At 54.7% G+C, this 14,735-nt stretch carries 14 protein-coding genes and 1 pseudogene; 9 read left to right on the plus strand and 6 right to left on the minus strand.

Going from position 1 to position 14,735, the window contains the following annotated elements; genetic code table 11:
• Positions 1-87: 87 nt before the first annotated feature.
• Positions 88-1,083 carry a bile acid:sodium symporter family protein gene (locus ACA097_RS27770; RefSeq protein WP_371367533.1) on the plus strand — a complete coding sequence of 332 codons (996 nt, stop codon included), beginning with the start codon at positions 88-90 and terminating at the stop codon, positions 1,081-1,083.
• Positions 1,084-1,182: 99 nt separating this feature from the next.
• On the opposite strand, the gene gorA is transcribed toward ACA097_RS27770, so the two are convergent.
• A complete protein-coding gene (gorA, locus tag ACA097_RS27775) occupies positions 1,183-2,538 on the minus strand; it encodes a glutathione-disulfide reductase (protein ID WP_371367535.1) in 1,356 nt (451 codons plus the stop codon).
• 84 nt (positions 2,539-2,622) lie between these two features.
• Here gorA and ACA097_RS27780 point away from each other — a divergent pair.
• The 7 genes and pseudogenes from ACA097_RS27780 to ACA097_RS27810 form a co-directional block, all read left to right on the plus strand.
• Positions 2,623-2,964: pseudogene (locus ACA097_RS27780) on the plus strand (VOC family protein); the annotation flags it as partial.
• Positions 2,965-3,001: 37 nt separating this feature from the next.
• Positions 3,002-4,606, plus strand: coding sequence for a recombinase family protein (locus tag ACA097_RS27785; RefSeq protein WP_371367537.1), 1,605 nt, complete (start codon positions 3,002-3,004; stop codon positions 4,604-4,606).
• Positions 4,607-4,923: 317 nt separating this feature from the next.
• Positions 4,924-5,136 (plus strand): hypothetical protein, encoded by a 213-nt coding sequence (locus ACA097_RS27790; RefSeq protein WP_371367539.1) that lies wholly within the window; start codon positions 4,924-4,926, stop codon positions 5,134-5,136.
• A complete protein-coding gene (locus ACA097_RS27795) occupies positions 5,117-5,548 on the plus strand; it encodes a hypothetical protein (protein ID WP_371367541.1) in 432 nt (143 codons plus the stop codon). Before ACA097_RS27790 ends, ACA097_RS27795 begins: the two co-directional genes overlap by 20 nt.
• A 21-nt stretch (positions 5,549-5,569) precedes the next feature.
• Complete coding sequence (locus ACA097_RS27800; RefSeq protein ID WP_371367543.1) at positions 5,570-6,085, plus strand: hypothetical protein; 516 nt, start codon at positions 5,570-5,572, stop codon at positions 6,083-6,085.
• A 296-nt stretch (positions 6,086-6,381) separates the two neighbouring features.
• Positions 6,382-7,860, plus strand: a complete 1,479-nt coding sequence (locus ACA097_RS27805; protein ID WP_371367545.1) for a hypothetical protein — start codon at positions 6,382-6,384, stop codon at positions 7,858-7,860.
• A gap of 426 nt (positions 7,861-8,286) precedes the next feature.
• The gene (locus tag ACA097_RS27810; protein WP_371367547.1) at positions 8,287-8,994 is read left to right on the plus strand and encodes a recombinase family protein; all 708 of its coding nucleotides are present in this window, start codon (positions 8,287-8,289) and stop codon (positions 8,992-8,994) included.
• Between the two features lie 1,086 nt (positions 8,995-10,080).
• Here the strand turns inward: ACA097_RS27810 and ACA097_RS27815 are convergent.
• The 3 genes from ACA097_RS27815 to ACA097_RS27825 form a co-directional block, all read right to left on the minus strand.
• Complete coding sequence (locus ACA097_RS27815; protein ID WP_371367549.1) at positions 10,081-10,680, minus strand: hypothetical protein; 600 nt, start codon at positions 10,678-10,680, stop codon at positions 10,081-10,083.
• Between the two features lie 119 nt (positions 10,681-10,799).
• Positions 10,800-11,579, minus strand: a complete 780-nt coding sequence (locus ACA097_RS27820; protein WP_371367551.1) for a hypothetical protein — start codon at positions 11,577-11,579, stop codon at positions 10,800-10,802.
• Between the two features lie 48 nt (positions 11,580-11,627).
• On the minus strand, positions 11,628-12,320 hold the full coding sequence (locus ACA097_RS27825; RefSeq protein WP_371367553.1) for a hypothetical protein: 693 nt from the start codon (positions 12,318-12,320) through the stop codon (positions 11,628-11,630).
• A gap of 498 nt (positions 12,321-12,818) precedes the next feature.
• Between ACA097_RS27825 and ACA097_RS27830 the strand changes: the two genes are divergently transcribed.
• The gene (locus ACA097_RS27830; RefSeq protein ID WP_371367555.1) at positions 12,819-13,067 is read left to right on the plus strand and encodes a hypothetical protein; all 249 of its coding nucleotides are present in this window, start codon (positions 12,819-12,821) and stop codon (positions 13,065-13,067) included.
• Positions 13,068-13,173: 106 nt separating this feature from the next.
• On the opposite strand, the gene ACA097_RS27835 is transcribed toward ACA097_RS27830, so the two are convergent.
• Positions 13,174-13,959 carry an abortive infection system antitoxin AbiGi family protein gene (locus ACA097_RS27835; protein WP_371367557.1) on the minus strand — a complete coding sequence of 262 codons (786 nt, stop codon included), beginning with the start codon at positions 13,957-13,959 and terminating at the stop codon, positions 13,174-13,176.
• Between the two features lie 77 nt (positions 13,960-14,036).
• Positions 14,037-14,654, minus strand: coding sequence for a hypothetical protein (locus tag ACA097_RS27840; RefSeq protein ID WP_371367559.1), 618 nt, complete (start codon positions 14,652-14,654; stop codon positions 14,037-14,039).
• Between the last annotated feature and the right edge of the window lie 81 nt (positions 14,655-14,735).

Raw genomic sequence — 14,735 nt, forward strand, 5'->3', positions numbered from 1 at the left:
CAGTCAGGTCGGGCATAAAGTGCCAACCACCGCCGGCCCACCAGAGGCCGCGGGATTTGCCCCAAGCCCTTGCCCGAGATGATCGCCATGGCCCGTCCCCGTCTGCTCCCCGACAACTTCACCCTGGCGTTGGTCGCCACCGTGACCGTCGCCAGCCTGCTGCCCTGCCAGGGCACTGTGGCCGTCGCCTTCGGCTGGATCACCAACCTGGCCATCGGCCTGCTGTTCTTCCTGCACGGCGCCAAGCTGTCGCGCCAGGCGATCGTTGCCGGTGCCACCCACTGGCGCCTGCACCTGCTGGTGTTCGCCAGCACCTTCATCCTCTTCCCGATCCTCGGCCTCGTGCTCAAGCCGCTGTTGTCGCCACTGGTGACGCCGGACCTGTACCTCGGCCTGCTCTACCTCTGCGCCCTGCCGGCCACGGTGCAGTCGTCCATCGCCTTCACTTCGCTGGCCCGCGGCAACATCCCGGCCGCCGTGTGCAGCGCCTCGGCTTCCAGCCTGATCGGCATCTTCCTCACCCCGCTGCTGGTGCAACTGCTGCTGGGCGTGCACGGCGACACCGGCGTCTCGACTCTGGATGCCATTGGCAAGATCACGCTGCAGTTGCTGGTGCCCTTCATCGCCGGCCAGGTCCTGCGCGGCGCGATCGGCGGCTGGGTCGACAAGCACAAGCCGGTGCTGCGCTACGTCGACCAGGGCTCGATCCTGCTGGTGGTCTACACCGCCTTCAGCGCCGCAGTGATCCAGGGGCTCTGGCACCAGGTGCCGCTGACCGCGCTGGCCGGCCTGGTGGTCGCCTGCTGCGTGCTGCTGGCCATCGCCCTGTTCGCCACCACCCAGCTCAGCCGCCGCCTGGGGTTCGACAAGGAGGACGAGATCACCATCGTCTTCTGCGGGTCGAAGAAGAGCCTGGCCACCGGCGTGCCCATGGCCCAGGTGCTGTTCGCCACCGGCAGCATCGGCGTGATCCTGCTGCCACTGATGCTGTTCCACCAGATCCAGCTGATGGTCTGCGCGGTGCTCGCCCAGCGCTATGCCAAGCGGCAGCAGCAAACCGTCGCGGCGCCCGTTGCGCAGTGAACCTGGAATGAAAGAGGCCCGGTGCATGCACCGGGCCTCTTTTTTACTGGGTCCCCGCGTTCGCGGGGATGACGGTTGGCGCCGCGCCCCCTGCAGGCGTCAGGCCACCGGCGAACGCATGGTGACGAACTCCTCGGCCGCCGTCGGGTGGATGCCGATGGTTTCGTCGAACACCCGCTTGGTCGCCCCGGCGCGCAGCGCGATGGCGATGCCCTGGAGGATTTCGCCGGCTTCCGGGCCGACCATGTGGCAGCCCAGCACCTGGTCGTTATCGGCGTCGACCACCAGCTTCATCAGGGTCTTCTCCTGGGACTCGGTGAGGGTCAGCTTGAGCGCGCGGAAGCGGCTTTCGAACAGCTTCACCTTGTGCCCGGCGGCGCGCGCCTCGTCCTCGGTGAGGCCGACGGTGCCGATGTTCGGCAGGCTGAACACCGCGGTGGGGATCAGCTTGTAGTCCAGCGGGCGGTATTCCTCGGGACGGAACAGGTGGCGCGCAACCGCCATGCCCTCGGCCAGGGCCACAGGGGTCAGCGGCACGCGGCCGATCACATCGCCGATGGCGCGGATCGACGGCTCGCTGGTGCGGTAGGCCTCATCGACGCTAATGAAGCCGTTGTCGTCCAGCGCCACCGAGACGTTCTCCAGCCCCAGGTTGTCGAGCATGGCGCGGCGGCCGGTGGCGTAGAACACGCAGTCGGCTTCGAACACGCGGCCGTCCTTGAGGGTCGCCAGCAGACTGCCGTCGGCCTGCTTGTCGATGCGCGCGACGTCGGCGTTGAACTGCAGGTCCATGCCCTTCTTCGTCAGCTCGTCACGCAGGTGTTCGCGCACGCCACGGTCGAAGCCACGCAGGAACAGGTCGCGGCGGTAGAGCAGCGTGGTCTGCGCACCCAATCCCTGGAAGATCGACGCGAATTCCACGGCGATGTAGCCGCCACCGACCACGATCACCCGCTTCGGCAGGCGTTCGAGGAAGAAGGCCTCGTTGGAGGTGATCGCGTGTTCCTTGCCGGGAATCTCCGGCACCTGCGGCCAGCCGCCGGTGGCGATGAGGATATTGGCGGTGCTGAAGCGCTGGCCGGCGACTTCCACGGTATGCGCGTCGAGGATGCGCGCGTGGCCTTCCAGCAGGCTCACGCCGCTGTTCACCAGCAAGTTGCGATAGATGCCGTTGAGGCGGTGGATCTCGCGGTTCTTGTTGGCGATCAGGGTCGGCCAGTCGAAGCGCGCCTCGCCCAGGCTCCAGCCGAAGCCGCTCGCCTGCTCGAAGTCCTCATGATAGTGCGCGCCGTACACCAGCAGCTTCTTCGGCACGCAGCCGACGTTGACGCAGGTGCCGCCCAGGTAGCGGCTCTCGGCCACCGCCACGCGCGCGCCGAAACCGGCGGCAAAGCGCGCGGCGCGCACACCGCCGGAACCCGCGCCAATCACGAACAGATCGAAATCGAAAGCCATCGTCGTTCTCCACGTACAGATGCCCGGCAGCATACCTCATCGCCGCTGACCTATCCTTCAGGAGCAGCGAAGGAGGAAGCCGTCATGCGCCCGACCCTGACCCATCTGGCCCTGCATGTTCCCGACCTCGAGGCCAGCATCGCCTTCTACGAACGCTTCTGCGGCATGCGCGTGATCCACCAGCGCGAAGGCAAGGGCTCGCGCATCGTGTGGATGGCCGAGCCGGGCAAGGAGCACCAGTTCATCTTCGTCATCATGCCCGGCGGCGAATCCCGCCACCTGGCCAGCGACGACTACAGCCACTTCGGCTTCGCCGTGGACAGCCACGAAAAGGTCGACGCCATCGCCGCCGAAGCCGAGCGCGCGGGATGCCTGATCTGGCCGCCGCGCCAGGAGCCCTACCCGGTGGGCTATTACTGCGGACTATAATGCATTCTATACACGGATTAAGAAGTAACCAGCCATGCCCCTTGCGATTCCATACATCCGCTTCAGTACAAAGGAACAACTCTCCGGAAGCTCTCTGGCCCGCCAGGAGGAAAGGGTTGCCGAGTGGCTATCTAAAAATCCTGGCTATGAGCTGCAACCTAGCTACACAGACCTGGGCGTCAGTGGAACGGGCAAGCACATTGAGCTTGGCAACCTAGGGCGCCTATTGGGGGCTGTAGAGAACGGCATGGTTCCGCCCGGCTCCGTCATCTTGATTGAAGCCGTGGACCGATTCACTCGCCTGGAACCATTGAAAGCTGCCGACCCACTGAGAACGATTGTTGACGCGGGCGTTGCCCTGGTCGATCTGGAAGCCGGAGTGCGGTATGACCAAGAGACCTGTAAGGGCGATACCCTGCTGATGTTCCTCTTCCGCGCCAAGGCTGCCTATGAGTACTCCAGCCGCCTAGGCGATCGTATTGCAGCTAGCTACGAAGACCGTGCAAAGCGCATCAAGGAGGGCCAGACAATCAAGCGCCGCCACGGTTTCTGGCTAACTAGCCAGGGCAAGGAGATCCCTGATCAAGCCGATATTGTCAGAGACGTGTTCCGTAGCTTCCTGAATGGCGAACCTGTGCGCTCCATCGCCAAGCGCCATGGCAACACCTTCAAGACTCCAGCATCGTGCAAGAAGCTCCTGCGCAACCCTGCAGTCATTGGCAACTGGCAACGATTAAAAGCTGTAAAGGAAGGCACCAAGCGCAAGGTTGTCGAGGGGGAGCTAATCACGAAGGTGTTCGATGCAGTGGTTGAAGATGCCGACTACTACCAAGCTCAAGAACTGCTGAGACGGACGGCGTCCCCCGGCTTCACCAATGCTCGAAAGTTCTTCTTGGCTGGCTTAATCCGCTGCTCTCAATGTGGTAGCAAGATGGCAATAGTTCGAGCTGGCCCGAACACGAAGACCAATCGCGTCCGCTGCCCCAAGCGTAATAGTGGAGAACACTCCTGCACAAACGGAATGACGATCCCGACGCCCGTGCTGCAATACTTCTTTGCACAAACCTATCTGCCATACGCTTACAAGGGCTTCCAGGCTACCCGCCTACCCGAATTAGCCCGGAGGCGTATTGAGGTGCAGGGGCGCTTAGAGGCAGCCGAGAAAGCGCTGCGAGGGATTGCTGTTCGAATGGATATCGACCCGGAGAACACGGCCCATCATGATGCCTACCGTATCGGCGTGCAGGAGCGCAATGCACTCCAGGCCGAACTGGATGGCATGCAGGAGGCCCCAGAGGCCGCAGACTTGGACTATGCGACCCTCATTGCCGCCGGCTACGCTCATTTAACCGGAGAGGCTGATATTCCGTTAATGCAGGAGTTTGCTGCGTTCCACGCATCGCTGGACCTGCCTAGCTTAAACCGCCTCCTCCAGCTTGGTGGCTACAGCATTACCATTCACCCGGACGCCACCCTGACAGCGCCTGATCCGTCTTTGTATAGCAGCTTGCAGATAGCAGGGGGCGGGACCATGCGGTACCTGGGCTACGCCCGTAAGACGAAGACCTTCAAGGTAGCTGCCGGCGCCATAGTCCAGCTCATCAACGATGCTGGCTGGCCAGCACAAGAAGACGCCTAGCATCATCACACTGATTTGTATAGCTTTTTTCCAATATTTCACTTGACATTGTATACAATTCTGCTATAATAAAGATGAGAAAGGGAGGATTGTTCTTCTTCCTGTGGCAGTCCTCTTTTTCTCCCTTCCGATATGAAGTGAAGCCGAAGGCCCTTGTAAAGCCTGAACACCCTGCAAGCTGGTCAGGGCGGCTGAATCCAGCATTCTTCTCGAAAGCGCATTATGCGAACTCTTAGCCGACCTAATCGTCGGCTTTTTTATCCCTGATACAACTACCTACTTACCAATCTACTCACCAATCCCTTGGAGGGACAACTATGCCCGAGAAACAAACTAAACAAGTTAAGCGCTGCATCTGCCAAGAATGCGAGAAAGTCTTCTACGCCCTCTCGCTGAAAGCAAAGTGGTGCTCAAAGAAGTGCGAAAACGCCAACTATCGCAAGAACCGAAAACCGCAAGCCGAACTGGAAAAGCTCTACCTTCAACAACAAGCAATGCAGGAGAACAGCAATGCGCAACAACAAAGCTAAAACCTATTTCCTTCTTAATGAAGATCGCACGCATATCATCACAGCGGTAAAGCTATTCGCAGAGCCTGGAGCCGATAGCCTGTACATCGAGGCTTCAGACGCTGCAATGAATCGTTATGTCGGGCTGTACTGCGGCTACTCGCTGTCACTGGAAGAAGTGCAAAGCAAACCAGCCAGTAAGCCAGCCAGTAAGCCAGCCAGCAACAGCACGAATTCAAACTACGATGCAGTCTTGAATGATGAATCTCTCGCACCAGAAGACCTGGAGATTATCCGCAAAGCTCTGGCTTCACTTCCAGACAACAAGACTACTGCAAGTGCAGCGCCAGCTAAGCCGGTAGATACTCGCACTCTGGCACAGAAGAAAGAAGACAATCTCAAATGGATGCGAAAGGCTACACGCAAGCACTAACAGAACAACAGGAGAAGCAGAATGACAACTACATACAACTACGGCGATAATACGATCGAGTTCTTTTTGTTTAATCAGAACGAAGTCGATAGCATTATTGCCAAGCTAGAAGACAACTACATGGCGTCCAGCCATTCTTACAGCAACCCGAAGGGCGACCTAGCTGCAAATATCAACCTGAGGATCGGCCCAGTAGCCATAACTCTTCCGGTGCTGCTAGAACTGTGTTCGCAAGGCTACGTTCTACGTACGGACAGATATTGCAGCGTAGATGCCACTGGCACTCTAGACGTTACTGTCCGCAAACCCAGCGCAATGATTCAGGAAGATATCCGAGCTATTCGTGCTGTAGCACTGGAGCAATACGAAGCTGAGCGCTACAAGCGTAACGCTGAAGAAACGGAACGTCAGATTGCAATCACTCTAGAGCGCATCCAGCGAGAAGAAGACGCTAGAGCAGAAACTGCCAAGGCCAAAGCCTTGGAGAAAGCGAAAGCCCAAGCACTAGCCGATCTTCGCGAGGCCTACTCGGAATAAAGAAAGCGCAGCATGCTGCTAGTAAATAATCGGTTCCCCGTAATCTGAGCAATGCTTAGTCCTACGGGGCTTCCAGCCCATTCATGCATTGCACCATATCAACCTTACAAGAGGAACCACGATGATTAACTTACGGATCATCCCTGGCACTTACGAAGTGCTCAAGGAGCACGCCAAGGCAAGGGGCGTCAGCCCCGCAGCCTTCATTGCCAGGGTACTTGATGCCCTCGCCAGGGGCGAGCAGGTCACTCTGCCGTCAATCGAACTACTACACCTTACACATGAAGGAACCCACTATGCCGAAGAACTCAACTCCCAAGGTCAAGCGCCCGCTTGAATACATCTGCAAAGAGTGCCAAGCGCCTTACCAGCGTAAGAACTATGTAGCCCCAGCTAAACGCAAGTGCGATGCCTGCCAAGGCAAGGCGAAAGCTAGTAAGCGGGTAGCAGACAGGAAGGACAAAGTCGCAGTAGCCGATGAATTCCTCTGGATCGCCAGTGAGATTAAGCGCTCCGGGACGCTGGAGGTACTGCACTGGGTTGAATCAGCAGCCGACCTCCGCAGCCTAGTTGACTTCCATCTGTACTACTACAAGTGCTACGGCTGGGATGCTTCGCAAGGAATCGCCTACTACCATCGCAACCACATCCAACCTGTAGAGGGCGCAGATAGCATCGGCCTCCTGCATCCGCTGAACTTGTTTGTAGGGCGCTCATGGCACAATCAGAAGCAAGGCGTAAAGCCAGGGGCAAGTTACGCAGGCTTGAGCATCGCTAGAAGTTCACTGAAGGCGAAGTGGAAGCTTCAGGGAAACGAAACCCACGCCAAGATACTGGACAAAGTAAAGCTCTACCTGGGCCCTATTTTGGTCGAGTATCTTGATGCGCATTCGGTGAAGAAGTCTCAGCGTATAGCGGTAGCAGAGCGCGTGCATAAGCTCCAAGTGCAATACGTCTACGATGAAGCCGACTCCCACATGGAAATCTTCAAGGATGGACCAGTTTCAATGGAAGCCTTGCAGAAACTGCCGAAGGCGAAGCTAACCAAGATGGAGGCAACGATTACAGGCAAGCCGGCATTCAAGTTCGAACTCACCGCTAAGCGCAGCCTAGTCGTCTACTACGAAGAGCTACAGCGGATGATCCGCGATGCAGTAAACGAAGAGTATCGCAGCGTCTGCAAGGCTGTACTTCCAGTGGTTGAGCTTGTTGGTGCGTTCCTGGCAGTACTTAGCAAGCCCGGCCTGGATGTTCCCAGCGATTACTTTAGCGAGGGCCTGGAGCCATTCCTCGCAGGCGATCTACCAGCACAGCAATGGCAGTTCTTGACGCTACGCAGCGCCGATTGCGTTTACTTTGGCGAACTTCCCAAGGACGTTCACGAAGAGCTGTTAAGCAAACTACGGGACTGGATCGGCTGGGTAGCGTTCGATGCCCTACAAGGCAATCCAGTGAACGTGTCCGAAGTACTCGGGGCATTGAGTAAGAAGTTCAATCTTGGTGCCCTGGTTCCGCAAATCAGCCAGCATAACGGCTGGAGCCCTGAGCGTCGGTATTCCCTGGAGGACTACGAGCGCCTTGAGCAAGAGGTGACGCGCATCCATTCCCTGCTTCAGCAGACGGGGCTGGCCTCCGAGACTCTGCTACAGGATGCACAAGGGCAACTTCGTGCTGCTATTGAGGAAAGGTTCGCACCGCCAGCCAAGCAACCAATAGTCTTTGAGCAGGATGATGTCCTCCCCTGGGATTGCATCGAGCTTCCCATAGCCGCCTAGTAGCTAACTGCCATCTATCCCCGAACCCCGATTGAGCCCTGGCTGTTGCCGGGGGCTTCTTTTTGTCTACACCTCTGCAAGTGCCTATTTCCGGGGCATCCAGCCAGAAGGGACTAGGCCGCATGCCCTCGCCATACACCTACACCGTGCATTCCGCTGGGAATGGGCGACCAGCGCAGTTTTGCGTTTGTACTTTCCCTCAGTTCTGAGGAAAAGGGCGGAATTCCTGCCAATAACGATCAGCCGTGCTCCAGGCGCTGGTGGGTGTCCCGAGAATTCGGGAGTCCCCTACGATAGTAGCGCTCAAATCTGAGCACATCTCAGAGTGCCGCCCCAAAAACTGGGGTTGTCACTCTGTTTTACATCTCTTGATCGTTCGTTCTAGTGATGCAACACTCCAGTTACAGCCATCCAGGGAGCCAGATCATGCAAGTCATCGCCTACTACCGCGTTAGTACGAAGTCTCAAGGTGAATCTGGCCTTGGCCTTGAGGCTCAGCGTGACTACGTGCAGACAGCAGCCGCCCAACAGGGATGGGATGTAGTGGCTGAGTACGTGGAATCTGGTGTATCGGGCAGCATCCATCCCCTGGAGCGTCCAGAAGGTGCCAAAGCCTTCGCTCATGGCCTGCCTGTAGTGGTCGCCAAGCTGGATCGACTGTCCCGCGACGTAGAACACATCGCAGGCATGATGAAGCGCACCACCTTCCGAGTGGCCACCATGCCCAAGGCCGACACCCTGCAACTGCACTTGTTCGCCATGCTGGCTGAGCAGGAACGCACCTTCATCAGTCAACGTACCAAGGACGCTCTAGCCTCTCTCCAGGCGCGTGCTGATGCTGGTAATGCCGATGCTATTGCTAGCGTGAACAATCGCACTGAAGCGCTCGCCAAGGGGCGTACAGAGGCTAATCGGAAGAAGGGTAACGCAGTAGTAGCAGCTAACGCCCAAGCACTCGCTGAATCGGTGTCTGATGCCCTAGTTGCCTGTATGCATCGTCAGGGTGCCAGGACTCTCCAGGCTGTAGCCGACTGCCTGAATCAGCGTGGCATTGCCACTGCCAGGGGCAGCAAGTGGGCTCCGACCTCTGTTAAGCGCGTTATGGATCGCTTGTCCCTGGCATTCCCTGAATAAACCTTCAGGAAGGCCCCTGCGGCGTTCTGTATTGCACGATCTAAGCAGAGCGCTACGTATCAGCGCCAATCTGAATATTTCCAGCAAATAAGTTCCTGAGTGCCTTCCTGGGCGAAGCAGGGGTTAAGGAGCCCTCCACCTCAGTGCGATATTTACCAACTGCAAACTTCATCTGAGTTATCTGGCACCGGCGCTGCCTGCAGTAAGTTTATTGCCGGTCCGCTATCCTCGAATCTAGCCTTACCCCGAGAGCCAAAGCAGCAGCAAAGGCGGTGCGCTAAAATTTAGCGTCGTGCCTGCCAAAAGCGAGAATGTGCCAAATGGAGTCAGAACGTATCGCCCTGGGATTGTTATCGATAGCAGCCGTGACCGCCTACTTGATCTGCTGGCTTTTCGCTTTTATGGCAGAGCGCGACAGCTATCCACATCGCAAGTTACCGATATCAGCCAGTCCCTGGTGGTTTATCTCGACAAAAGTTCTGCCCAAAGGTAAGCGGCACATTCAACGTAATGCGGCAATTAGCTTTGTGGTATTCATCGTAAGTGTCGCACTTAACCAGTACATTCAGCGACACTTTTAACTACCGTCCACTGGCCTAATCGTCAAGCTACGGCCAGAAGCGGAGCCTCTCGAACGGACTAGTTTGCTAAACTCCTATCGGTCAAGCACCGTGCCGCCTTAGTTCAAAACTTTCTTGTATACGAACCAAGTAAGCAGGAGGCTTAGTACGGGCGAAGCAATGCAAGCTATTCCGAATGCAGCCATAAGCGGTTGATCGCAAGCTGGCTGATCTGACGGACAACTGAACAGCCTTGAAAGAATGGCGAATAATGCGATACCTAGCGGCCACAGCGCCAACAGGAATGTTAACGCCGACAGTGCGAGCTTAGTTACTCTGGTTGCCTTTATCATCTGGAGTGGGCCCCATAGACTTTTATTCATAACGGGCAGTATAGGTGCGCCGAGCCACCTCAGCTGGATATTCCCCCTAGTAGGAATATCAGTGCACTAGGACCAATGCTGATCGAGGATTGGAAATTATTCTCCATCTTCCTCATCCGCACTATTACTAACGCCACCTGGTGTTAATTTCTTCGCCCCTTGAATTGATCAACAAACTCCCACATTAAGCCTTTGTCTTTCTCTCCATCCAAACATCCTCTGCTAGCAAGCCATAACTTCCACCCTGGCCAGCCTGCACTTGGTGCCTCACTGGAGGTACTGAAATCCACATATCGAGCCAAGACCGTTCCATCCGAAATATCCACAAGTTCCTGCTCATGCCTCCAGCGATTGGGGAACAACTTGCCTTGCCTCCGGACAATCCAGGCAAATCGATCATTCAGTTTAAACTCAAGTCTAAAGTCATCATGATCGCGACTGTAATCCCCATGGGATTCGGAGTTATAAACCAATCCTTCAAATACACCGGGATTCTCTTTCCCCCACTGATCCAAAGTCTTGTATACCCAAAACCCAGCTTCGACTCTGCAGTAATATCGCTGAGCCAAGACAGTTGGAATCCAATCCCAGAACGGAATAATACTCATAACCAGAGTAACTACGGCACCCGAACGCCAAGCACTTTTACCATTGGACCGAGCGCTTTTGACTGCTATCACAACAACAATTACTGAAACAATAAGGTAGCCGCATGCCATTAGAAGAACTATCAATCCGAACATTGGTGCATCCCTCGCCTGCCAATATTCCCTCTGCGTTCGTCACCCCTGCACCCTGACTAATGCTGATCGACCATTGGAAGTTATTAACCTCCAGCATCTCTAGCATTAGTCAATTAGAGTCATGTAGCGCGACACATGAGAATAAACCAGTGCACATCCAACTGCCGATACACACACTCTCCCTTTCGCCAATTTTCAGGATAGCCAGTAAGATTTTGAAGTATTCGCTCCGCCGATCTCTCGTACGCCTCTTTAGTCTGCGGCCGCAATGGGATCCATGTTACTGGCGGCCATAGCTTTGAATCACTAGTTCGTGCCACTGCCGGTATATAGAAGAGACTCTTCCATATAAGGTAATCAAAAGGATATCGCAGCGCTACTTGTCTGTAGCGCCGATCTGACAAGTCAATTTGAAGCGCCCTGTATTGCTTCACAGCGAATCTATCTTCTGCATTGCGATAATTTACTCGACCTAGCCACTTAGCCCATTCCACTGAGTATGGGTCTGGCGGCCAAGGCCCGTGAGCTGGATGTATTCGTTCAATCCCAATGCGCGCTTCGAGCTTTTGCAGATTGTACGGAGCATCCCACGGCATTCCATCTTCAGCAGCGCCATAGTACGCACTGATAAGCACCTCAAGTTCCAGTCTGTTCTTCTGAAAGTAAGAAATTAGCTCATCGTCAGACGGAAGCGGGTTGATAAAGATAGATCGCCAGCCCCACGAGATCAGCAGCACCAGAGAAACTACGCCAACTCGATAAATACGAGACTTTCTCTTGCGGTCGCCAGGGTTATCGATGTAGCGCATCACAATCAATGCGATAAAGATTAAGAGGCCCAACCAGAATAACAAGGTCCGCGAAAACAGAGTATATGAAGTGATCTGCTCCAAGCTCATGAACTGGCCTCTCCCTCTGTCTTCATAGACTCTGCACCAGCTACGCGACTACTGACCAAATTTGTTATTCGGATTTCTTGTTTCCCAGGCAGTTCCATGCCTTGTATACTTCAAGCAACTCGTAATCATGGACTCGGGTCCGACTGGCCCTCTAAGAATGGAATTTAATTGTGGGTACGACAGTGATTTGTTTAGAGAATCAACCTGCTCTACGGTAAATAGTGAGACGCCCATTCTCTCTTTGGTAGTTGCCGGACCTGAAACTATTATATTTGGCCTTTTAACATACTCCGGAAGGTCTGCTAAAGCTATTTGCCCCCACTGGTCGCCTCTGTAGGCGTAGATGATGTATGGAGGATTGGGCATACCCCAGTAGCTGTATGTAATGCAGTTGATTGGCGACGAGACGATGTATGCAGTTTCTTTTTCAACCTCAACCGTAATCGGTTGAAGGCTCGTTCCACCCATGTCACTTTTGAAGGGTTCTTCCCAAGTGATTTCTTTCCCGGTTTCCGGCAAGGTGAACGTTATTGATTGTTCGGTGTAGTTGCTTGGATACATCACATTGTGCCCGCCGATTCGGACTGTTCGGCTCACCTCCATCACGCTTCCATCGTGCAGTAGCGCTTGTTCCTTCCACGAAACAACGCGCCCTCCAATGGAGTCAGCACAGGCGGATAAGCTGACTAGGGCGAAGATGCTTGCTGGCAGTACGAAGAGATTCCCTTTCATGCGCTTCATGCCGATCCCTGACAAGGCTGGTGATCCTGTCACACTAGTTCATTACCGCGAGCTGCGTGTCTTATAGATCAGCTTTTCGTCGTCCAGATCCAGTGAAGCGCCCTACTCCGTCCTTTACAGGCAGAACAGGTGTCAGCCATCAACAGAATCGCTCACCTGATATAGGTAATCGGCAGAAACCGGCCAGAAGCAGTCATATTACCCCGAGGAAAACCGGGGCGATTCACTCAACCCTGACGGCTAATGCTTTGAAATCTCGCTTGAATGCAGGATGCATAAGAGATTTAGTGCGGATTTTTACTAGATGATCTAGTGTTGGAGAGCGGAGCTGCCATTCTATGAGGGATATTAAGCGTATCTCCCATAGACATACTGCCAACGACTTCGTAACCTCAATGCAGGTCTTGTCGATTTTTCCCACGTCGCGTTTCTGGCTCGCGGAACAGATAGCTCAAGAGGTTACGCATGGACAAGGAACGTTAATTGTTAGAGGCACGCATGGCGACGCTGCGCATTGATTCATGGTCTGATGATCGGCGCTGGGCCGGGGAAAATAGCTGGCCACTTAAGGCTTTCGTATACCGCCTTGGACTCTGCACCCCGCTTAAAGGCACAGCATTAAAAAGAGCCGCGCGTAGCCTCATGAAAAAAGAGCTATTTGAAATAGCTGAAGTGAATCCTGAGGCGGCCAACGCATTAATTCATACGCTTGAGTCCTCGGGCGCAAAAATTACCATCCTTGAGTAGGACCTCTAGCAATGCGCTAATTTTCCGCTCAAGTCGCCATAGTTGCTAGCAGCGCTAAAGCTAGAATTTTGCTCATTACCAGCACTCCATTAGTGAACTTCACCACTCAAGAGCCAAGTTCCCGGATTTCAAATTGCAGTGCTGCTGGAACTTCCTGCAACAGTCGCTCCCTGTATCCCTTGGCAACTACAATCACCGGAACCTTCTGCGGAACTATCTGCACGCTTCCAACTAGGCGCCATTCGCGCTCTGTGTAGTAGCATTCTGGATGGTCAGTGCTTAGATTCGCATCATACGGCTTGATGTATGCAGCTACATCCCCTAGCAGCATATGCATCAGTTGCGAATTCTCGTGCTCCACCGATACAATTCGCTCTCCCTCTGAGTTCTCTGGATTGTGTAAGTTCTCGTAGTCTTCCACTACGTTGTAGAGCTTCTTTATCTCATTCGTCATGTTATCGAGAAGCCCACTCCCTCGATGGGATGTGCTAATCAGTCCGCGATGGCACGGAATGTATGTAACCGGTCGCGCCCCGACAAATGACAGGTATGCAGAAGAAACACCGAAACCAAACTGCCCGTACTTGGTCGTATGCAGTCCTAGGCTGCTAAAGGGGATGTCTGCATAACAGGTGATGCAACCCTTGACTAAGAATCCGTTGAAGTCCCCATTTCTCAGGTGGCCGGTGGAGTCAATGGAGTACTGAACATCCCCCTCCCTTAGTAGCAACTCGCCATTGTAGGCCCTAGCTGCAATATAGCTGGAGGCAAGCACTTGCTTAAGACGCTGGTAGCAATGTTCTGATTTGTCCTCTGGTGCAATACTGGCATCTCGGAGAATGCCGTAACCGATCATGTGCCAGAAAACGTCTGAAGTGTACGGTGAGTGCATATTCCCTCCGTGGCTGTAGTCCCTGAGTAAGCTTCAGGCGCTATGCGCACTATGAAACTAGGTAGCCTTTAATTCTGCTAATCAGCTTCCGCCACCTTCTTCGCCTCTGCCACTTTCTGCATTGCTTCAGCGTAGGTGTAGCCTGTTCGAAACTGCCAGTATGCATCGCGGAAGATATCGTAGGTATCTGCGATAGTTGACGGACCAGTGCTGCCGACGCCGCTAATCTTCATGCGCAAGTAGTTCGGATTTTGACCATGAATGCGCTCCAAGTACAGCGTAGCAACCCTAGCATCATCACCAGCAACGCACAGCCGGAGATAGTCCGTTAGTGCTTGCCCAACTTCCAGTCTCGGCTCATTGATGGCCGCTGCTAGCTCTCCCGCCAAGTAACTTAGAAATTTCTCGCTGTAATCCTGGCTTTCAATCTGCTGCATGAACATGAGTACGCCAACAATGCGCAATACAGAATTTTCTTTGGCAAAGCGCTCTTTTTCGGCAAAGGTTATATCTAGCGCTTCCTGTGCCGAAGTATCCGGCAGAAGCTCCAGGTTATTTTGCCAGGGTCGAGACTTCAGGAAGTGTTGCCCTACCCAGTCAGCAAGCGCAGCCGGATCGGCCAGAAGTTCACGGCCTGTCAGTTCTACTTCCTTGGGTTGCTCAATCTTTCCCTTGTGTTTAAACAAACTGAACATTAAGCGCCCCTCTCCATTGGTTGGCTATCGCGATATCCTAACAGCCATCATCAGCCAGATGGCAGCCAGCACCAGAGCAAG

This window comes from Pseudomonas sp. QL9 (assembly GCF_041409665.1).
GTDB lineage: Bacteria > Pseudomonadota > Gammaproteobacteria > Pseudomonadales > Pseudomonadaceae > Pseudomonas > Pseudomonas knackmussii.